Genomic DNA, 20120 nt, shown 5'->3' with positions numbered 1-20120 from the left:
GCGCGGACTGCGGTAGATACCGGCGCCCACTACGGGTGGGTGGCGACGGCCGCCATACGGTCGCGCCAGCTCTGCGTCAGGCAGAGTTGGTTCGATCAGGGTGCGCCCTCATGCTACAAGGACCACCGGCTCCCGCAGCTGTGAAAACGAGCACCACGGACTCGGGCACCTGGGATTTCACGGAAAGGGGGCGTGAACGGCACGGAACGCGCCCTCAACGCGAGCTGCTCGCCCCGTTCATGCCGAGCCAGCCCGCCAGCTTGCCGCCGTGGGCGACGGCGCGCAGACGCCGCTCCGCCGCGTCGCGGACCGGGTCGGTGGCGACGACGAGCAGCTCGTCGCCCCGGCGCAATACCGTCGAGGGCAGCGGAACGAACGATTTTTCTTCGCGGACGACGAGGGTGACGGCGGCTCCTGGAGGCAGACGCAGCTCGCTGACCTCCACGCCGTGCATCCGGGAGCCCTCGGGGATCGAGACGGACAGCAGGTGTCCGCGCAGCCGCTCCAGAGGCGCCGACTCGATGCCGAGGTCGGAGGCTTCGCCCTGCTCGCCCAGCCGCAGCGTGCGCGCCAGCCAGGGCAGCGTCGGCCCCTGGACGAGGGTATAGACCACGACCAGCACGAAGACGATGTTGAAGATGCGGCGGCTGCCGGTGACGCCGTTCACCATGGGGATGGTCGCCAGGATGATGGGCACGGCGCCGCGCAGTCCCGCCCACGACAGCAGCGTCTGCTCCTGCCACGGCACACGGAACGGCGCCAGGCTGAGCACCACGCTCAGCGGGCGGGCCACCATGGTGAGCATCAGCCCGATGAGCAGAGCCGGTACGACGTCGTCGCCCAACTCGTGCGGGCTGACCAGCAGGCCGAGGACGACGAACATGCCGATCTGGGCGATCCAGCCGAGCCCCTCGGCGAAGCCGCGCGTGGCCGGCCAGTGCGGGAGCTTGGCGTTGCCGAGCATCATCGCGGCCAGGTAGACGGCCAGGAAGCCGCTGCCGTGCGCCAGGGCGCCGGCGGCGTACGCCGTCACGGCGATCGCCATGACCGCGATCGGGTAGAGGCCGGAGGCCGGCAGGGCCACGTGCTTGAGCCCCCAGGAGCCGAACCAGCCCACCGCAAACCCTATGGCCGCACCGATGGCCAGCTCAAGGGCTATCTCGCCCAGCAGGATCCACCAGTGCTCGACCGGGCCGGCCGTGGAGAAGGCGACGACCAGGATGACCACCGGGGCGTCGTTGAAGCCGGACTCCGCCTCCAGCGTGCCCGTCACGCGCGCGGGGAGGGGAACTCTACGCAGCACCGAGAAGACCGCCGCCGCGTCCGTCGAGGACACCACCGCGCCGATGATGAGCGCCTGCCGCCACTCCAGCCCGACCAGATAGTGCGCGCCCGCCGCGGTGACGCCCACGCTGACGGCGACGCCGAAGGTCGCCAGGACGGAGGCGGACGACAGGACCGGCCTGATCTCCTTCCACTTCGTGCCGAGGCCGCCTTCGGCGAGGATCACGACCAGGGCGGCGTACCCCATGACCTGGGTCACCGCGGCGCTGTTGAAGTGGATCTCGCCGATGCCGTCCTGGCCCATGAGGACGCCGATCCCCAGGTAGACGAGCAGGCTGGGGAGCCCGCTGCGGGAGGAGATCCGGACGGCCGCGACGGCGACGAGCAGGACCAGGGAGCAGACGAGCAGGAGCTGGTTGAGGTGGTGAACAGTCAGCGGCGGATCCCTTCCTTGGCTCGCGCGCCGGGGGCGAGCTCGCGTACACAAGATCAAGGCTGCGGCGCACCGCACCCAAGTACTTCGTTACCTTACCTAACTCTTGACGCTTTCTTGACGCTCGGCGAGGCAAGATCGAACGCTCGTACGCGCTGGTTCCCGACTCCGCGTCAAGCGGGACAGGGCCCTGCGCCTATGGTTGCTCCAGCGCTCATTCAAAGTCACAGCCCGACCTGCCGCTCGCGTTAGGACAGCAAGGACAGCGATGCCCCCCAACACCACCGCCACAACGGGTGACACCGCCACCACCGGTGCCGCGCCCGCCAAGTCCGGCAGGAAGAAGGGGCGCAGAGCCCGACTGATCGTGATGGTGCTGGTCCTGGCCATCATCGGCGGCATCGCCTACGGGGCGTACTGGTCGATCAGTACCGTCCGCGCCTCCTTCCCGCAGACCAAGGGCACGATCACGCTCCAGGGCCTGTCGGGGCCGGTCGACGTCAAGCGGGACGGCAACGGCATCCCGCAGATCTACGCCTCCTCCGACGAGGACCTGTTCATGGCGCAGGGCTACGTCCAGGCGCAGGACCGGTTCTGGGAGATGGACGTGCGCCGGCACATGACCTCCGGGCGCCTGTCCGAGATGTTCGGCAAGGGCCAGGTCAAGAACGACGAGTTCCTGCGCACCCTCGGCTGGGACCGGATCGCCAAGCAGGAGTACGACACCAAGCTGTCGGCCGCCACGAAGAAGTACCTCCAGGCGTACGCCGCGGGCGTCAACGCCTACCTCCAGGGCAAGGACGGCAAGGACATCTCCCTGGAGTACGCCGCCCTGAGCTTCACCAACGACTACAAGCCGCAGAAGTGGACCCCGGTCGACTCCGTCTCCTGGCTGAAGGCGATGGCCTGGGACCTGCGCGGCAACATGCAGGACGAGATCGACCGCGCCCTGATGACCAGCCGGCTCGGCCCGCAGCAGATCCAGGACCTGTACCCGGAGTACCCGTACAGCCGTAACAAGCCGATCGTGCAGGAAGGCCAGTACAACGCGCTGAGCAGGTCCTTCCGGCAGAGCGGCGGCACCGGAACCTCGCAGGGCACCGGTACGGCGGGCACGCCCGGCACCACCGGCGGCGCCACAGGCGGCTCTGCGGGCTCGACGGGCACGACCGGCTCCTCCACCTCGGCCGCGTCCGGGTCGTCGCTCACAAGCCAGCTGGCGGGCCTCTACAACGTCCTGGACGACGTTCCGACCGCCGTCGGAGTGAACGGCCAGGGCATCGGCTCCAACTCGTGGGTGGTGTCCGGGAAGTACACCATCACCGGCAAGCCGCTGCTCGCCAACGACCCGCACCTGTCGGCGTCGCTGCCGTCGGTCTGGTACCAGATGGGCCTGCACTGCCGCACCCTCTCCAGCAAGTGCCAGTACGACGTGACCGGCTACACCTTTGCCGGCATGCCCGGTGTGATCATCGGCCACAACGCGGACATCGCCTGGGGCATGACCAACTCCGGGGTCGACGTCACCGACCTCTACCTGGAGAAGGTGAGCGCGAACGGCTACCTGTACGACGGCAAGGTCCGGCCCTTCACGACCCGCGAGGAGACCATCAAGGTCGCCGGCGGCTCGTCCAAGACGATCGTCGTGCGCCAGACCCAGGACGGGATGCCCCTGCTGTCCGACCGTGACGACGAACTCGTCCAGGTCGGCAAGCGGGCCACGGTCAACACCGCAGCGCCCGACCGAGGCGACGGCTACGGCATCGCCCTGAGGTGGACCGCGCTGGACCCGGGCACCTCCATGGACGCCGTCTTCGCCATCGACAGGGCCGCCGACTGGAGCGACTTCCGGCAGGCCGCCGCCCTGTTCGACGTGCCCTCGCAGAACCTGGTCTACGCCGACACCGACGGCCACATCGGCTACACGCTGCCCGGCAGGATCCCCACGCGCTCCTCCCTGGACGACGGCTCGATCCCGGCGCCCGGCTGGAACTCGAAGTACCGCTGGACCGGCTTCGTCAAGCAGGACGAGCTGCCCTACGAGTACAACCCCAAGCGCGGCTACATCGTCACCGCCAACCAGGCCGTGGTCGACAAGGACAAGTACCCGTACACCCTCACCACCGACTGGGGATACGGCGCCCGCAGCCAGCGCATCACCGACCTGATCGAGTCCAAGATCAAGGACGGCGGCAAGATCTCCACCGACGACATGCGGCAGATGCAGCTGGACAACAGCAGCGAGATCGCCAAGCTCCTGGTGCCGAAGCTGCTGAAGATCAACCTCGCCGACAAGAACGTGCGCGACGCGCAGAAGCTGCTGGAGGGCTGGGACTACACCCAGGAGTCGGACTCCGCGGCGGCCGCCTACTTCAACGCGGTCTGGCGCAACGTCCTCAAGCTCGCCTTCGGGAACAAGCTGCCCAAGGAGGTGCGCGTCCAGGGACAGTGCCTGTGGGTCGACAAGATCGACAGCACCGGCCCGGTCGACGACGACGCCAAGGTGCGCGAGTGCGGTGAGCGCGACGCCGACCAGGCGCAGCCGGACGGCGGCGACCGCTGGTTCGAGGTCGTGCGCACCCTGATGAACAAGCCGGACAGCGACTGGTGGAAGACCCCCAGGTCGGGCACCCGCCCCGCGGCGAACAACGTGGACCAGCTCTTCGCGCGTGCCATGATCGACGCCCGCTGGGAGCTGACCGCCAAGCTCGGCAAGGACATCGACACCTGGAGCTGGGGCCGGCTGCACCGCCTGTTCCTGAAGAACCAGACCCTCGGTACCGACGGCCCCAAGGTGCTGCAGTACATCCTCAACCGCGGCCCCTGGAGGCTCAGCGGCGGCGAGGCCACGGTGAACGCGACCGGCTGGAACGCCGCCGGCGGCTACAACGTCGTCTGGGTGCCGTCCATGCGGATGGTCGTCAACCTCGCCGACTTCGACAAGTCCCGGTGGATCAACCTGAGCGGCGCCTCCGGGCACGCCTTCAGCGCGCACTACACGGACCAGACGAGCCTGTGGGCCAAGGGCGAGCTGCTGCCCTGGTCGTACTCGGGCAAGGCGGTCGACGCGAGCACGAGCGACACGCTCGTCCTCAAGCCCTGACCGGCTGACGACACGGAAAACGGCCCTCCACGCGCGCGTGGAGGGCCGTTTCGTCGTACGGGCGGCGGGGCGCCGGGTCAGGCGCCCGGGAAGCGGCGCACGCCCGAGGGCGTCACCACGCCGTGTACGGGCTTGTCGTGCGCCTCCGCCGGGACGTGCGCGACGACCTCCGTGTCGTACAGCAGCACCACGAGCCGGGGGCGTGCGCCCGCGCGCTCCAGACGGGCCAGGACGCGGTCGTACGACCCTCCGCCGCGCCCCAGACGCATCCCGCGCGCGTCGACCGCGAGGCCGGGCAGCAGAACGACGTCCGAGGCCGTCACGGCGTCCGGTCCGAGACGTGCGCCGGAGGGTTCGAAAAGTGCCATTTTCCCGCCGTGTTGGACCCGCGCGAGGGAGCCCGGGCCGGCGTATTCCCCCCAGTCGAGGTCGTTGTCGGGCAGGAGCGCAGGGAGCAGCACCCGCACGCCCCGCGCGCGCAGCGCGTCCAGCAGCGCCCATGTGCCGGGCTCGCTCCCCACGGAGACGTACGCCGCCACCGTGCGCGCATGAGCCAGCTCCGGCAGCTCCAGGGCGCGCTCCGCCAACGCGCGGCCCGTCTCGTCGACGTCAGCGTCCGTCAACCTGTTCCTCACCGAGAGGAACTCCCGCCGCAACATTCGCTTGTCAGGCTCGCTCGTGCGTCCGTCGTGTTCCACGGGTCGTTCTCGCACCCTTCTTGAATGCTGTCATAAAGGGTCAACCAGCCGGAGCCACAGTTTCCGCACAAAGGCACCGGATAAGGTTGCGGGCATGACTCAGTCGCACCCCAGGATCAGCAAGGCTGTCATTCCCGCGGCGGGCCTCGGTACCCGGTTCCTGCCGGCGACCAAGGCCACTCCCAAGGAGATGCTGCCGGTCGTCGACAAGCCCGCGATCCAGTACGTGGTCGAGGAGGCCGTTTCGGCGGGGCTCGACGACGTCCTGATGGTCACCGGGCGCAACAAGCGTCCGCTCGAGGACCACTTCGACCGCAACTACGAGCTGGAGTCGGCGCTGGGGAAGAAGGGTGACGCCGCACGGCTCGCGAAGGTGCAGGAGTCCAGCGACCTGGCGACCATGCACTACGTGCGCCAGGGCGACCCCAGGGGTCTGGGCCACGCCGTGCTGTGCGCCGCCCCGCACGTCGGCCACGAGCCCTTCGCGGTGCTCCTGGGCGACGACCTGATCGACCCGCGCGACCCGCTCCTGCAGCGCATGATCGAGGTGCAGGAGCAGCACGGCGGCAGCGTGATCGCCCTCATGGAGGTCAGGCCCGAGCAGATCCACCTCTACGGCTGCGCGGCCGTGGAGCCGACCGCCGACGGCGACGTCGTCAGGGTGAGCGGGCTGGTGGAGAAGCCGGACCCGGCGGACGCCCCGTCGAACTACGCGATCATCGGCCGTTACGTCCTCGATCCGCACATCTTCGACATACTCCGCAAGACCGAGCCGGGCCGCGGCGGCGAGATCCAGCTCACCGACGCCCTGCAGCAGCTCGCGGCGGACGAGAAGGTCGGCGGGCCGGTGCACGGTGTCGTCTTCAAGGGCCGCCGCTATGACACCGGCGACCGTGGCGACTATCTGCGTGCCATTGTCAGACTGGCGTGCGAACGTGAGGACCTGGGCCCGGACTTCCGGACCTGGCTTCGCAGTTACGTAGCCGAGGAGATGCAGCAATCTTGAGCAGCGCCGCGACCCGCCCCGCCGGCCCGGACGACCTGTGGTCGGTGGACGAGCACCTGGAGGACATCCTCTCGACCGTCCGCCCCCTCGAACCCATCGAGCTGCAGCTGCTCGACGCCCAGGGCTGCGTCCTGGTCGACGACGTGACGGTGCCGGTGTCCCTGCCGCCGTTCGACAACAGCTCCATGGACGGGTACGCGGTGCGGGTCGCCGACGTGGCGGGTGCCAGTGAGGACTTCCCGGCCGTCCTGGAGGTCGTGGGCGACGTCGCGGCGGGCGCCGCCGACCCGCTCCGGGTCGGCCCCGGCCAGGCCGCCCGCATCATGACCGGCGCCCCGCTGCCGCCCGGTGCCGAGGCCGTCGTCCCGGTGGAGTGGACCGACGGAGGGCTCGGGGAAGGCCCGGTGAGCGGGATGCGGGCGCGCAGCCTGGCCCCCGAGGGCGCCGAGGGGCAGGTGCGCGTGCACCGGCCCGCCGAGGCACGCGCGCACGTGCGCGCCAAGGGCAGCGATGTGAAGGCCGGCGACCGCGCCCTGGAGGCCGGGACGATCCTCGGCCCGCCGCAGATCGCGCTGCTGGCCGCGATCGGCCGCGGCACGGTACGCGTGCGCCCGCGCCCGCGCGTGGTCGTCCTGTCCACCGGCAGCGAACTCGTCCAGCCCGGCGAGGAACTGGCCGGCGGCCAGATCTACGACTCCAACAGCTTCGCGCTCACCGCCGCCGCACGGGACGCCGGCGCCATCGCCTACCGGGTGGGTGCCGTCGCCGACGACGCCGAGACCCTGCGCTCCACCATCGAGGACCAGCTCGTCCGCGCCGACCTGATGGTGACCACGGGCGGGGTCAGCGTCGGGGCGTACGACGTCGTCAAGGAGGCGCTGTCGTACGTCGGCGACGAGGACGAGGCGGGCAGCGGCGTGGAGTTCCGCAAGCTCGCCATGCAGCCCGGCAAGCCCCAGGGCTTCGGCTCCATCGGTCCCGACCACACCCCGCTGCTGGCCCTGCCGGGCAACCCGGTTTCGTCGTACGTCTCCTTCGAGCTGTTCGTCCGTCCGGCCATCCGCGCCCTGATGGGTCTGACGGACGTGCACCGGCCCCGTGCCCGGGCCACCCTGAAGACCGACGAGGCGCTGCGCTCGCCCAAGGGGCGCCGGCAGTTCCTGCGCGGTGCGTACGGCGGCGGCGAGGTGACCCCCGTGGGCGGCGCCGGCTCGCACCTGATCGCGGCGCTCGCGCACGCCGACGCGCTGATCGTCGTCCCCGAGGACGTGGACTCCGTCGAGCCCGGGGCCGAGGTCGAGGTGGTCCTGCTCGGCTGAGCCCTGCTGGTTGGGGGTACCGTGTCGCGCACAACAGGCCCGCGCACCGCACTGTGACGGGCCCGGACCGGGAGCGGCACACACCATGAGTACGCAGGACGGACTGACGCACATCGACGAGTCGGGCGCGGCCCGCATGGTCGACGTATCGGGGAAGGACGTGACCGCGCGCACCGCCCGCGCCAGCGGCCGCGTCCTCGTCTCGCCCCGCGTGGTCGAGCTGCTGCGCGGCGAGGGGGTGCCCAAGGGCGACGCCCTCGCCACCGCGCGGATCGCCGGGATCATGGGCGCCAAGCGCACGCCGGATCTCATCCCGCTGTGTCACCCGTTGTCGGTGTCGGGTGTGAAACTGGATCTGTCGGTCGCGGACGACGCCGTGGAGATCCGGGCCACCGTGAAGACGACGGATCGTACGGGCGTCGAGATGGAGGCCCTCACCGCCGTGACGGTCGCCGCGCTCACCGTGATCGACATGGTCAAGGCGGTCGACAAGGGAGCGGTCATCACGGACGTGCGGGTGGAGGAGAAGACGGGCGGCAAGTCGGGCGACTGGAGCAGGGCATGACCTACCGCGCTCTGGTGGTCACCGCCTCCAACAGGGCTGCCGCGGGCGTCTACGAGGACAAGGGCGGCCCCTTGGTCGCCGACGGCCTGAAGAGCCTCGGGTTCGACGTCGACGGCCCCCGGGTCGTCCCGGACGGGGACCCCGTCGAGGCGGCCCTGCGCGCGGGCGTCGACGCCGGCTACGACGCCATCGTCACCACCGGCGGCACCGGGATCTCGCCCACCGACCGCACGCCCGAGGCGACCCGCGCGGTGATCGACCGCGAGGTGCCCGGCATCGCGGAGGCCATCCGGGCCCACGGGCGGGAGAAGGTTCCGGCCGCCGCGCTCTCCCGGGGCCTGGCCGGGGTGGCGGGGCGGACCCTGATCGTCAACCTGCCGGGTTCCACGGGCGGGGTGCGGGACGGCCTCGCCGTGCTGGAGCCCCTGATGGTCCACGCCGTCGACCAGATCCGCGGCGGCGACCACCCCAGACCCAGCATCGGGGGTGCGAGCTGAACAGCCTTTCCTGGCCCGTCGTGCTGGCGGACGGCGATGTCGTCCTCCGGCCGATAAGGCTGCGCGACCAGCGGGCCTGGCGCGAGGTGAACCGGCGCAACCGGGACTGGCTGCGCCCCTGGGAGGCGACCATTCCGCCGCCCACGCCGAGCGGGCCGATAGCGCACCGGCCGACCTACCGCCAGATGGTCCGGCACCTGCGTTCCGAGGCCAACGCGGGCCGGATGCTGCCGTTCGTCATCGAGTACCAGGGGCGGCTCGTCGGGCAGCTGACGGTCGCCGGGATCACCTGGGGATCGATGTGCTCGGGGCACGTCGGTTACTGGGTGGACGAAGCGGTGGCCGGGCACGGGGTGATGCCGACGGCCGTCGCGCTCGTGGTGGACCACTGTTTCCGCGCCGTCGGACTGCACCGCATCGAGGTCTGCATTCGCCCTGAGAACCGGCCCAGCCGCCGGGTCGTGGAGAAACTCGGATTCCGCGAGGAGGGGCTCCGGCCGCGCTATCTGCACATCGACGGGGCCTGGCGCGACCATCTGGTGTTCGCGCTCACCGCGGAAGAGGTGCCCGACGGTTTGCTCGCACGGTGGCAGCGGGCACGCTCCCAGCAGGTGCGGCAGAAACCCCAGAACACGGGAAATTGAATATGTGTTCGAAATTGATCGGTTGTTGACCGTCTCAGGGGTAATGAATTCGCGCCCGAGGCTGTCGTTGATCGCATCGGTCGCAAAAAAAGCTGGAAATATCAGCCAGATCGTGCGACACACCGGCCCAATTGGCGGATGGCCTCACGCAAACCCCTCTACGGTGTGAGACGTGAGCAGCAGCGGCCTCATCTACGCAGTCATTGTCGGGGCCTGGGCCGCCTACTTGGTGCCAATGTGGCTCCGTAGGCAGGACGAGCTGAACGAGGCCCGTCCGACGGAACGCTTCAGCACCGCCATCCGGCTGCTGTCCGGACGGGCGGGAATGGAGCGCCGGTACGCCAAGGACCTGCGGGCGCGCTCCGACCAGGAGGGGGAGCAGGACGCCGGTGATCCGGACGCCGTCACCGACTCGGTGGACGTCCGGGCCTTCGCCATGCCTCCGACCCGCCGTCAGGTGCACGCCGACGCCGAACCCGAGGCGTCCGGGAGGGCGGAACCGGCACGCGAAAAGGACGCCGCACCGGCGCCCAAGTCCGGCTCCGCACCGGCGCAGAAGCCAGTGCCGTCCGATCGGCGTGCGTCCTCGGCGCAGGCGGCCGCAGCGCGCGCTCGGCGCACGAAGGTCCTTGCGCGCCGCAGGCGCACCACCGTGGTCCTCTTCCTCGCCTTCACGCTGGGTGCGATCGTCGCCGCCGTCGGCGGGCTCGCCTTCCTGTGGGCGCCCGCCGCACCGGCCGTGCTGCTCAGCGCGTACATCGCCTACCTGCGCTCCCAGGAGCGCCGCCGCTTCGCGTACCAGATGGACCGCCGGCGCGCCGAGGTGGCCGCCCAGCGGCTGCGGGAGCGGGAGCGCCAGCCGCGCCGCCGTGCGCCCCTCGACGCGGGACCCGGCGCGGACGAAACGGAGGAAGCCCCTCAGGCCCAGACGGACACCGGGCTCGCCGCACTCGCCGCGGACCGGCGCGCCCTGGTCGAGCAGACGGACCATGCCGAGTGGGTCGACCAGCAGCGCGAACGGCAGCGGCGGCCCGGCGGGGACAGCTGGGACCCCGTGCCGGTGCCCCTGCCGACCTACGTGACCGCGCCGGTCGCGCCGCGTGCCACCTCCGACGTGGATCTGGGGGCGCCCGACACCTGGAGTTCGGCGCGTTCCAGCTCGGTCGCGCCGGAGCACGAGGCGAGCCCCGCGCCGCGGGCCGACGCGGACGAGCGGACGAGCGAGCCCGAGGGCAAGCCGGCGGACAGCCGCAACGACTCGACGCCCCACGCCCGGACGCGCACCCGCGGCGGGAACCCCGGCGCGGCCTCCGCACGCCGGGCGCGCGAGCGCGGACGCACGCCCCTCTTCGATCAGTACGAGGACGGCGACCGCCCGCGCGCGGCCAACGAGTGACGCCCGCCACACTCCAGGAAGGCGCGCTGACCAGTCAGGGAACGGATTTCCAAGCACCCCGATCGGGATGCTAAAGTTTCACTCGTTGCAAGGGCCTGTGGCGCAGTCCGGTAGCGCACCTCGTTCGCATCGAGGGGGCCAGGGGTTCAAATCCCCTCAGGTCCACGCAGCTCAAAGCCCCGGTAGGGATCTCCCGACCGGGGCTTTGACGTGTCGTACAGCAGCGATGTACAGCAACTACTTCGGATCTTGCTTCCCAAGGTGCTCGCCCAGCTTGCGCAGCGCCCGCCCGACCGATGTCCGGCTCCGCCACGGTCACCGTGATGACCTCCGCACTGCCGTTCATCACGAACAGCACGTCCACAGTCACGAGCGTGTGACCGGTGTCGGTGTCGGTGGCACGAACCTGGCACGCTGGTCTATGCGTGCCATGAGGTCGAGGGCGCACCCGATGAGCGGGTCTTCTTCGAGCTGTACGCCGATCGTGCTGCCTTCGAGGAGCACGAGCGTCAGCCTCACACGCGCCACTTCCTGGCCGAGCGCTCCAAGTACGTCGAGAAGACTGAGGTTGACCGCCTCCAGCCGTACGCCGGCAAGTACCCCGACGGAGCCGAGAAGTGACCACTTCCGACAGCAAGACCGTCGGACAGAGGGTCAAGGAGCTGCGCCGCGCCGAAGGCATGTCACAGAGTGACCTTGCCGCCGCGATGGGGCGATCCGAGAGCTGGGTGTCGCAGGTCGAAAGAGGCGTACAACCCGTCGAACGACTGTCGGTCCTTCAAGCTCTCGCCGATGCGCTCAACGTGCCCGTCCGCGATCTACGGCCGGATGCCGCCGCTCCGGTGGAGGAAGCTGAGCCAGAGGAGCAGACGAAGAGCAACGACCTCGACGGGCTGCGGGTAGCCCTTACCGGTCATCCCGCGTTGGGCAGTCTCTTCCAGCAGCCGCCGGCCGAACCGACTCCTTCGCTCGCCGACTTCCGTCAGAGAGTAGAAGAGGCGTGGACTCTCGTGGACTCTCGTGCACGCATCGAGCTACACAGCACTGAGTGATCATCTCGCCAAGCTTCTCCCGAGCATCGAAGCCGCTGTTCGCCATGCGCCGGCAGCCGAACGTGTAGAACTCCACGCCCTACGCGCCAAGGCCTACCAGGTGGCCGCAGCCAGCTTCACTCGGCAAGATCAGGCAGATGCGGCGTGGATCGCAGCCGACCGAGCGCTACAGGCCGCCGAACTTGCAGGGCAGCCGTTGGAAGTCGTCGCGAGTCTGTTCCGAATGGCGCACGCCTTCATGCGGCAGCAGCACATGGACCAGGCCGAGCAGGCAGCGCAATCCGCTGTAGCCGTCATGGGTCCAAGGACAGAGGCCCCGGCGTGCCCACCGGAAGAGCTGTCGCTCTTCGGTGCCATGAACCTCGTACTCGCAGTGATCAACGCGAGGGAGGGCAACCGAGGGCGGACTCATGACCACATCGATCGAGCGCGAGCAATCGCAGCGCGGTTGGGTGCGGATCGCAACGACTTCGACACGCAGTTCGGACCGGCGAACGTCGAGATCCACGCCGTGAGTACCGCGGTGGAGTTGGGAGACGCGGGGCTTGCCCTAGAAGTGGCCCAGCGGGTTGACGCATCCGGTCTCTCGCCCGAGCGTCAGTCCCGTTTCCTGCTTGACGTGGCGCGAGCACACGCGCAGCGGCGACACGTCGGAGAGGCCACGGCCGCACTCCTGGAAGCCGAGGTCCTGGCCCCCGAGCAGATCCACGACCACCACTTGGCTCGCGAGGTCATCCGCGATTTGATCCAACTCTCGGACCCGCGCATCCCCGAGTCGCTGCGCAACCTGGCCGAGCGGAGTGCTGTCCTCTAGGCGCCCGAGCTGTCGAGTCTCAGTTGATGGTTGACGGGTTGGCGTCGGGTGATGCTTGACGTCTGCCCTAGACGATCTTCCGGCGGTTGTGTTCGCCGGACTTGCGGACCACCACCTCCTTCCTGGTGACACGCGGGACGGTAGTGATCGGCTCCTGGCCGTGGAAGACCCGGATCGTTTCCTCGTCCAGGTGGGCGGTGACGACCTGGTGGGCATAGCCGCGGCCGAGCTGGATGCGCTGTCCGGCGACCATGAAGCCGCCGACGCTGCTGACCGTCCGCTCGGCGATCTGCTCGGCGGGCGGGGGCAGCAGCAGTGGTGGACCGGCCGGACGGCCACCTTGCAGGCGTCCGCAGGCTGAGGGCGGCAGGGGGCTGGGCAGGGTGGCTTGCAGGACACGTTGCTCGTCCAGGACCTGGAGGACTTTGCCGTCGAGCCGGAGGGTGACCCGCTGTCCGGCGAACGGCCAGCCGATCAGGACCTTGTCGCCGCCCAGGCCGACGTAGCCGACCGCGTGCCTCACTGACCGCCGCATGATGAACTGCAGCGAGGGACCCTCAACGGTTCGACTCAACCTGGCTGGATCAAATCCGACCCCGGGCCCTCCTCGACCTGACGTGATCAAAAGGGGGGAGGCCGGACCATGCCGAAGCCCTGGGCGCCCACCCGACACGGCAACCGGGCCAGCCTGCCTGCCAACGCCCCGACAAGCCAAAACGGTCCGACGGCCCCGAACCGCCGGACCGCCGGACCGCCGGACCGCCGGACCGCTATGAGAGATCAAGAGAAGGTGATGATGTACACCGGGCTGTTAGTGCTGCCCTCGTTATGCACCACCGGACAGGACGTCTGCTGCTCGGTGTCGTTGGTCTTGACCTGAACTCCGCAGAAGGGCGAGTCGTCCCAGTTCAGCGTGTTGATGTTGCTGAGCACGGGGATGTTGTCCCCCCCGCCGTTGTCCTGGGGGTCAGCGCTGGCCACCCCGATGCTGGCGAAGAGGATTCCGCAGGTGGCCGCGGCCACCGCTGCAATCTTCTGGACGGTCCTCATGTGTTCTCCTCCGCTGCTCTGCCCCAGATCGGGCAGACACAGTAGAGAACAATGCGCAAAACGGATCAGAGCGTAACGCCATTCATCCTTTGATCACTCCTACAGCCGTACAAATCACGGAGCTGCAGAACGAACTGAGCAGGCAAGAGGCCTCATTGCCCGTCGCGCCTGGCGTGACGGCTCAAGCCCGGGGTTATCCCTGGGGCCGTCTGTGGGCCGTCCGAGGGCGGCCGACGACGACAGTTGCCGACCTCCCCCCCCACTCAGAGACGGGGCTTCGGATACCGGTGCAGGTGCCGATCAGTGAAGCGGAGTTGAGGAACCACCGAGATGGACCGCTTGCGGTACAGCACAGAAGTACAGCAACTGTGGAGACCTCAGGTGATCGCCCTCGGCTGTTAAACCCCGTGACCAGCTCAGGAGACCTCAGCGGCCTAGCCGCCCATAGTTCGCATCGAGGGGGCCAGGGGTTCAAATCCCCTCAGGTCCACGCAGCATGAAGCCCCAGTCGGCGAAGGCCGACTGGGGCTTCATGGTCTTCACAGCCGCTTCGCGAAGCAGCGGCTCTCCTCGTGGTGGCGGTAGTAGCCGAACTTGGTGCACGGCTCGTAGCCGCCGGCGGTGTACAGGGCGATGGCCTCCGGCTGCCTGGTCCCGGTCTCCAGGACCATGCGGATGCGGCCGGCCGCGCGGGCGTCCTCCTCCAGGGCCGTGAGGATCCGGCGGGCCAGGCCGCGGCCGCGCATCTCCGCTATGACGAACATGCGCTTCAGTTCGGCGTCGCCGTCCTCGTTGCCCTCCTCGTTGCGATCCTGGCTGCGCCAGCCGCCGGTGGCCACGGGGCGGTCGAACTCGTCGTACGCGATCAGGTAGACCCCGCGGGGCGGGTCGAAGTCGAGCGTGTCGAGGACGGTGGCGTCGCCGTCGTCGCCGTAGCGCTCGGCGTACTCGGCCTGGACCTCGTCGTTGAGCTTCACGGCGTCGGGGTGATCGAAGCGAACACGGCGTATAATCATGCTGGGTATCGTACTTCTATGCAGACGGTGTGGCCTCGGGCTTTGAGGACTCCGACCAGTGTGCCGGTATCGTGCCGGGGTGCTGACTGTGACCTCGGTGAACGTGAACGGACTGCGAGCCGCCGCCAAGAAGGGCTTCGTGGAGTGGCTCGCGCAGACGGAAGCGGACGTCGTCTGCCTGCAGGAGGTGCGCGCCGAGCCGCACCAGCTGCCCGAGGAGGTGCGTCAGCCCGACGGCTGGCACGTCGTGCACGCCCCGGCCGCCGCCAAGGGCCGTGCGGGCGTCTCCCTGTACACCCGGCGCGAGCCCGACCGCGTCCGGGTCGGCTTCGGCTCGCCCGAGTTCGACGACAGCGGCCGCTATGTCGAGGCCGACCTGCCCGGCGTCACCGTCGCCTCCCTCTATCTGCCCTCCGGCGAGGTCGGCACCGAGCGGCAGGACGAGAAGGTCCGCTTCATGGGCGAGTTCCTCGCCCACCTCAGGGCGCTGCGCGAGCGGGCCGCCGCCGACGGCCGCGAGGTCCTCGTCTGCGGCGACTGGAACATCGCCCACCGGCAGGCCGACCTCAAGAACTGGCGCGGCAACACCAAGAACTCCGGCTTCCTGCCCGAGGAACGGGAGTGGCTCGGCCGGGTCCTCGCGGCGGAGGACGGCGGCTACGTCGACGTCGTACGGGCCCTGCACCCGGACGTCGAGGGTCCGTACACCTGGTGGTCGTACCGGGGGCGGGCCTTCGACAACGACTCCGGATGGCGCATCGACTACCAGCTCGCCACGTCCGGTCTCGCCGGCAAGGCGGTCAAGGGCGCCGTCGAGCGCGCGGCCACGCACGCCGAGCGCTGGTCCGACCACGCGCCGGTGACCGTCGTCTACGACCTCTAGTCCCGCTTGCTGATCCGCCGGTCCAGCGCCAGCGACAGTTCCGCCTCGACCACGCTGCGGGCCAGCGGGCGCAGACGGTGGAGGTCCTCCTCGGGGGCGTGGCGCAGGATCAGGTCGGTGAAGAGTTCGGCCAGGGCGTCTGCGTGTTCGCGGACGCGGGCGGCGGCCGTGAGGACCTCGGCGAGCGGGATGCCCTCGCGGACCATGGCGGAGGAGACGTCCAGCAGGCGGCGGCTGATGTGGACGATCTCGTCGCCGTCGGTGCCGAGGTAGCCGAGTTCCATCGCGGCGGCGAGGTTCTCGGGGGTGACCTCGCCCTCGAAGCGGGCGGCGAGCTCCTCCGGGGTGAGGCGGACCGGTTCCTCCTCGGTGGGGGTGCCGACGCCGAGCAGGTCGGCGACGTCGCGGCCCTGGTCGAGGGCTTCTGCGAGTTCCGCGATGCCGTTGAGTGTGTGGCCGCGCTCCAGCAGGGCGGCGATGGTGCGCAGACGGGCCAGGTGGTGGTCGTCGTACCAGGCGATACGGCCCTCGCGGCGGGGCGGCGGGATCAGCTTGCGCTCGCGGTAGAAGCGCAGCGTGCGCACGGTGATGCCGGCCAGTCGCGCCAGCTCCTCCATGCGGTACTCGCGCCGTGCCTGCGGATGGGCCTCCGAGTGTTCTGCGTCCTCTGCCACGCCCGAAGCCTATGGTGTACCGCCGGTAACTTCCTTCCCCCGCCCCCTACCGCTCGGTACGGAGCTGCTCTACAGTCCCATTGCGCCAGTGTTCACTGGCAGAGTCCAAGGCGATGCGTGGAGGCTTCGGGATGGCCGAGCACGAGCATGTACGGGTGGCGGTGATCGGGTCCGGGTTCGGCGGGCTGGGGGCCGCCGTGCGGCTGCGCCGCGAAGGGATCACCGACTTCGTCGTCCTGGAGCGGGCGGACAGCGTCGGCGGCACCTGGCGGGACAACAGTTACCCCGGGTGCGCCTGTGACGTGCCCTCCCACCTCTACTCCTTCTCCTTCGCGCCCAACCCCGACTGGCCGCGCACCTTCTCCGGTCAGCAGCACATCCGCGCCTACCTCGAGCACGTCACCGACCTCTTCCGACTGCGCCCCCACATCCGCTTCGACTCCGAGGTCGAGCTGATGACCTGGGACGCCGAGAACCTGCGGTGGGAGATCGAGACCGCGCGCGGCACGCTCACCGCCGACGTGGTCGTCTCCGCCACCGGGCCGCTGTCCGACCCGAAGGTCCCCGAGATCCCGGGCCTCGCGTCCTTCCCGGGCAAGGTGTTCCACTCCGCCCGCTGGGACCACGACTACGACCTGCGCGGCAAGCGCGTCGCCATGGTCGGCACCGGCGCCTCCGCCATCCAGATCGTGCCCGCGATCCAGCCGCGGGTCGGCCGGCTCACCCTCTTCCAGCGCACCCCGCCGTGGGTGATGCCGCGCGTCGACCGTGCCATCAGCGGCGCCGAGCGGCTGCTGCACCGGTCCGTGCCCTTCACCACCCGGCTGAGGCGCGGCCTGCTGTGGGGCATCCGGGAGCTGCAGGTCCAGGCGTTCACCAAGCATCCCGACGAACTCGGCCTGGTGGAGCAGCTCGCCAAGCGCAACATGGCCCGTGCCGTCAAGGACCCGGCCCTGCGCGCCAAGCTCACCCCCGGCTACCGCATCGGCTGCAAGCGGATCCTGCTGTCCAGCGCGTACTACCCGGCGCTGGCCAGGCCGAATGTGGACGTCGTCGCCAGCGGGCTCAGCGAGATCCGCGGGTCGACCGTCGTCGCAGCGGACGGTACGGAGGCCGAGGTCGACGCGATCATCTTCGGTACGGGCTTCCACGTCACGGACATGCCGATCGCCGAGCGGGTGGTCGGGGCGGAGGGCGTCACCCTCGCCGAGTCCTGGAAGAACGGCATGCAGGCGCTGCGTGGCGCCGCGGCCGCCGGGTTCCCGAACTGGATGACGATCATCGGGCCGAACACCGGCCTCGGGAACTCCTCCATGATCCTCATGATCGAGTCCCAGCTGAACTACATGGCCGACTATCTGCGGCAACTGGACGTCCTGGGGGTCCCCCCAGGCCCTCGGGGCACTGGGGGAGGCCGTACGGCCCTCGACGCCCGGCCCGCGGCCGTCGAGGACTGGAACCGCACGGTCCAGGAGCGCATGAAGCGCACCGTGTGGAACACCGGCGGCTGCACCAGCTGGTACCTGGACGCGAGTGGCCGCAACACCACCATCTGGCCCGGTACGACGTCCGAGTTCCGGCGCGCGACCCGGCGGGTGGACCTGGCGGAGTACGAGGTCATCCGGAAGACCGACGGCAAGCCGGCCGGTACGGCCGCGCCGAAGGCCGCTACGGCCGTGCAGACGACGGAGGCCGTCGCGCAGAAGATGGAGGCCGTCGTGCAGAAGACGGAGGCCGTCGTGCAGAAGAGGGAGGCCGTCGTGCAGAAGACGGAGGCCGTCGCGCAGAAGACGGAGGTCGTCGTGCAGAAGACGGTGGCAGCCGCCCGGCAGAGCGAGGGTGCCGCATGAGCAGGACCGCCTCCGTGACCTCCGGGCCGTACGCCCCGCCCACCCCCTCCCGTGAACTCACCGTCATCTCCGCCGACGGCGCGCGGCTGCACGTCGAGGTGCACGGCCCCGAGAACGCGCCCCCCGTCGTCCTTTCCCACGGCTGGACCTGCTCGACCGCCTTCTGGGCGGCGCAGATACGGGACCTGGCGACGGACCACCGCGTGATCGCGTACGACCAGAGGGGGCACGGGCGCAGTCCCGTAAGCTCCGCGTGCACCACCCACGCGCTGGCGGACGACCTCGAAGCGGTCCTCGCGCAGACACTCGCGCCCGGGGAGAAGGCGCTGATCGTCGGGCATTCCATGGGCGGGATGACCGTCATGGCCGCGGCCGCGCGCCCCCGCTTCCGTGCCCACGCCGCCGCCGTCCTGCTGTGCAGCACCGGCAGCTCGCGGCTGGTGGCGGAGGCGCGCGTGGTGCCGCTCGGCGCCGGGCGCGTGCGCACCTGGATCACCGGGCGCATTCTCGGCTCGCGCGCTCCGCTCGGCCCGGTCACGCCGGTCGCGAAGGGCATCCTCAAGTACGCCACCATGGGCGCCGGTTCCGCCCCGCACATGGTGGAGGCGTGCGCACGGATCGTGCACGCCTGCCCGCGCGCCGTGCGACACGCCTGGGCGCGCGCACTCGAGGCGCTCGATCTCGACCACGGCGTACGGGAGTTGCACGCGCCCACCGCGATCGTGCACGGCGCGTCCGACCGGCTCACGCCCCCTGTGCACGCTCGCGAGCTGGTCGCCGCGCTGCCGCACTGCGTCGGCCTCACCGAGCTGACCGGCGTCGGTCACATGACCCCCGTCGAGGCCCCCGACCTGGTGACCGGCAGGATCCGGGAACTCGTCACCACCTATGTCATCCCCGAGAAGGCCACAGGCGTGCAGATCAAGGAGGGCGCATGAGCAGGGTCAGCCTCGAAGGGCAGGTCGCGGTCGTCACCGGAGCGGCGCGCGGCGTCGGTGAGCTGCTGGCGCGCAAGCTCTCCGCGCGCGGCGCGAAGGTGGCGCTGGTCGGGCTGGAGGAGGAGGCGCTCAAGGACGTCTCCTCGCGCCTGCACAGCGACAGCGCCTACTGGTACGCCGACGTCACCGACCACGAGACCATGAGCCGGGTCGCGCAGGAGGTGAAGGCGCGGTTCGGGAAGGTCGACATCGTGGTCGCCAACGCCGGTGTGGCGACGGGCGGTCCGTTCGCCGACTCCGACCCGCAGGCCTGGCGGCGGGTGATCGAGGTGAACCTGATCGGTTCGGCGGTGACGGCGCGGGCGTTCCTGCCGGTGCTGGTGGAGAGCCGGGGCTATCTGCTCCAGGTCGCCTCGCTCGCCGCGATCACTCCGGCGCCGATGATGACGGCGTACTGCGCGTCCAAGTCGGGCGTGGAGGCGTACGCGCACAGTCTGCGCGCCGAGGTCGGCTACCAGGGCGTGCGCGTCGGTGTCGCGTACCTGTCCTGGACCGACACCGACATGGTGCGCGGCGCCGACCAGGACGACGTCATGCGGGAGTTGCGGCAGCGGCTGCCGTGGCCGTCCAACAAGACGTACCCGCTGGGGCCGGCGGTGGACCGGCTGGTCGCCGGGATCGAGCGGCGCTCGGCGCATGTGTACGGGCAGTGGTGGTTGCGCGGCATGCAGGGCGTGCGCGGGTATCTGCCGGCGCTCATCGGGACGGTCGGGCAGCGTGAGATGAAACGGTTCGCGCCCCGGCTGCAGGGGATGCGCTCCGGGCTCGTCGGTGCAGGTGGGGAGGCTGACGAAGCAGCGCGCGCTACGCGCCGTAACTGATCCACATGCGCTCCGTG

The 20120-nt window shown here is 70.0% G+C and carries 19 protein-coding genes, 1 tRNA gene and 1 pseudogene; 15 read left to right on the top strand and 6 right to left on the bottom strand.

What is annotated here, in order from left to right; genetic code table 11:
• Positions 1-214: 214 nt before the first annotated feature.
• Positions 215-1774 (bottom strand): potassium/proton antiporter, encoded by a 1560-nt coding sequence (locus ACWGJ5_RS20020; RefSeq protein WP_453311060.1) that lies wholly within the window; start codon positions 1772-1774, stop codon positions 215-217.
• 211 nt (positions 1775-1985) lie between these two features.
• Here ACWGJ5_RS20020 and ACWGJ5_RS20015 point away from each other — a divergent pair, with 211 nt between their 5' ends.
• Entirely contained in the window at positions 1986-4820 is a 2835-nt protein-coding gene (locus ACWGJ5_RS20015; RefSeq protein ID WP_453310992.1) for a penicillin acylase family protein, read from the top strand.
• 77 nt (positions 4821-4897) lie between these two features.
• Here ACWGJ5_RS20015 and ACWGJ5_RS20010 read toward each other — a convergent pair whose 3' ends face one another.
• Positions 4898-5479: a 5-formyltetrahydrofolate cyclo-ligase gene (locus ACWGJ5_RS20010; protein WP_453311059.1), complete on the bottom strand. Its 582-nt coding sequence runs from the start codon at positions 5477-5479 to the stop codon at positions 4898-4900.
• Positions 5480-5612: 133 nt separating this feature from the next.
• On the opposite strand from ACWGJ5_RS20010, the gene galU reads away from it, so the two are divergent.
• The 10 genes from galU (at position 5613) to ACWGJ5_RS19960 (ending at position 12811) form a co-directional block, all read left to right on the top strand.
• Complete coding sequence (galU, locus tag ACWGJ5_RS20005) at positions 5613-6524, top strand: UTP--glucose-1-phosphate uridylyltransferase GalU (RefSeq protein ID WP_453310991.1); 912 nt, start codon at positions 5613-5615, stop codon at positions 6522-6524.
• Positions 6521-7843, top strand: coding sequence for a molybdotransferase-like divisome protein Glp (gene glp, locus ACWGJ5_RS20000; RefSeq protein WP_453310990.1), 1323 nt, complete (start codon positions 6521-6523; stop codon positions 7841-7843). Before galU ends, glp begins: the two co-directional genes overlap by 4 nt.
• A gap of 85 nt (positions 7844-7928) precedes the next feature.
• The gene (gene moaC, locus ACWGJ5_RS19995) at positions 7929-8408 is read left to right on the top strand and encodes a cyclic pyranopterin monophosphate synthase MoaC (protein WP_453310989.1); all 480 of its coding nucleotides are present in this window, start codon (positions 7929-7931) and stop codon (positions 8406-8408) included.
• Positions 8405-8905 carry a MogA/MoaB family molybdenum cofactor biosynthesis protein gene (locus ACWGJ5_RS19990; protein ID WP_453310988.1) on the top strand — a complete coding sequence of 167 codons (501 nt, stop codon included), beginning with the start codon at positions 8405-8407 and terminating at the stop codon, positions 8903-8905. The genes moaC and ACWGJ5_RS19990 overlap by 4 nt, the downstream gene beginning before the upstream one ends.
• A 20-nt stretch (positions 8906-8925) precedes the next feature.
• Positions 8926-9549, top strand: coding sequence for a GNAT family N-acetyltransferase (locus ACWGJ5_RS19985; protein ID WP_453310987.1), 624 nt, complete (start codon positions 8926-8928; stop codon positions 9547-9549).
• A gap of 172 nt (positions 9550-9721) precedes the next feature.
• Positions 9722-10945, top strand: coding sequence for a divisome protein SepX/GlpR (gene sepX, locus ACWGJ5_RS19980; protein WP_453310986.1), 1224 nt, complete (start codon positions 9722-9724; stop codon positions 10943-10945).
• Between the two features lie 91 nt (positions 10946-11036).
• Positions 11037-11110, top strand: a tRNA-Ala gene (locus tag ACWGJ5_RS19975).
• Between the two features lie 249 nt (positions 11111-11359).
• A complete protein-coding gene (locus ACWGJ5_RS19970; protein ID WP_453311058.1) occupies positions 11360-11566 on the top strand; it encodes a putative quinol monooxygenase in 207 nt (68 codons plus the stop codon).
• On the top strand, positions 11563-11997 hold the full coding sequence (locus ACWGJ5_RS19965) for a helix-turn-helix domain-containing protein (protein ID WP_453310985.1): 435 nt from the start codon (positions 11563-11565) through the stop codon (positions 11995-11997). Before ACWGJ5_RS19970 ends, ACWGJ5_RS19965 begins: the two co-directional genes overlap by 4 nt.
• On the top strand, positions 11966-12811 hold the full coding sequence (locus tag ACWGJ5_RS19960) for a helix-turn-helix domain-containing protein (protein ID WP_453310984.1): 846 nt from the start codon (positions 11966-11968) through the stop codon (positions 12809-12811). The genes ACWGJ5_RS19965 and ACWGJ5_RS19960 overlap by 32 nt, the downstream gene beginning before the upstream one ends.
• A 67-nt stretch (positions 12812-12878) precedes the next feature.
• On the opposite strand, the pseudogene ACWGJ5_RS19955 reads toward ACWGJ5_RS19960, so the two are convergent.
• From ACWGJ5_RS19955 to ACWGJ5_RS19945, 3 genes and pseudogenes are all read right to left on the bottom strand, one after another.
• Positions 12879-13397, bottom strand: a pseudogene (locus tag ACWGJ5_RS19955) (hypothetical protein); the annotation flags it as partial.
• Between the two features lie 194 nt (positions 13398-13591).
• The gene (locus ACWGJ5_RS19950) at positions 13592-13861 is read right to left on the bottom strand and encodes a hypothetical protein (RefSeq protein ID WP_453310983.1); all 270 of its coding nucleotides are present in this window, start codon (positions 13859-13861) and stop codon (positions 13592-13594) included.
• A gap of 539 nt (positions 13862-14400) precedes the next feature.
• Positions 14401-14877 carry a GNAT family N-acetyltransferase gene (locus ACWGJ5_RS19945; RefSeq protein WP_453310982.1) on the bottom strand — a complete coding sequence of 159 codons (477 nt, stop codon included), beginning with the start codon at positions 14875-14877 and terminating at the stop codon, positions 14401-14403.
• A gap of 79 nt (positions 14878-14956) precedes the next feature.
• Here ACWGJ5_RS19945 and ACWGJ5_RS19940 point away from each other — a divergent pair, with 79 nt between their 5' ends.
• Entirely contained in the window at positions 14957-15760 is an 804-nt protein-coding gene (locus ACWGJ5_RS19940) for an exodeoxyribonuclease III (RefSeq protein ID WP_453310981.1), read from the top strand.
• Here ACWGJ5_RS19940 and ACWGJ5_RS19935 read toward each other — a convergent pair.
• Complete coding sequence (locus tag ACWGJ5_RS19935; protein ID WP_453311057.1) at positions 15757-16377, bottom strand: MerR family transcriptional regulator; 621 nt, start codon at positions 16375-16377, stop codon at positions 15757-15759. The genes ACWGJ5_RS19940 and ACWGJ5_RS19935 overlap by 4 nt on opposite strands.
• A 188-nt stretch (positions 16378-16565) precedes the next feature.
• Between ACWGJ5_RS19935 and ACWGJ5_RS19930 the strand changes: the two genes are divergently transcribed.
• Genes ACWGJ5_RS19930 through ACWGJ5_RS19920 form a run of 3 tightly spaced genes read left to right on the top strand, consistent with a single transcriptional unit; the run spans position 16566 to position 20103 of the window.
• Positions 16566-18284 carry a flavin-containing monooxygenase gene (locus tag ACWGJ5_RS19930; protein WP_453310980.1) on the top strand — a complete coding sequence of 573 codons (1719 nt, stop codon included), beginning with the start codon at positions 16566-16568 and terminating at the stop codon, positions 18282-18284.
• On the top strand, positions 18281-19222 hold the full coding sequence (locus tag ACWGJ5_RS19925; RefSeq protein ID WP_453310979.1) for an alpha/beta fold hydrolase: 942 nt from the start codon (positions 18281-18283) through the stop codon (positions 19220-19222). Before ACWGJ5_RS19930 ends, ACWGJ5_RS19925 begins: the two co-directional genes overlap by 4 nt.
• Complete coding sequence (locus tag ACWGJ5_RS19920; RefSeq protein ID WP_453310978.1) at positions 19219-20103, top strand: SDR family oxidoreductase; 885 nt, start codon at positions 19219-19221, stop codon at positions 20101-20103. Before ACWGJ5_RS19925 ends, ACWGJ5_RS19920 begins: the two co-directional genes overlap by 4 nt.
• Positions 20104-20120: the final 17 nt, after the last annotated feature.

Source organism: Streptomyces sp. NPDC054783 (assembly GCF_053611725.1).
Note: the sequence above shows the minus strand (reverse complement) of the source record. Positions and strands in the feature narration are given on the sequence as shown.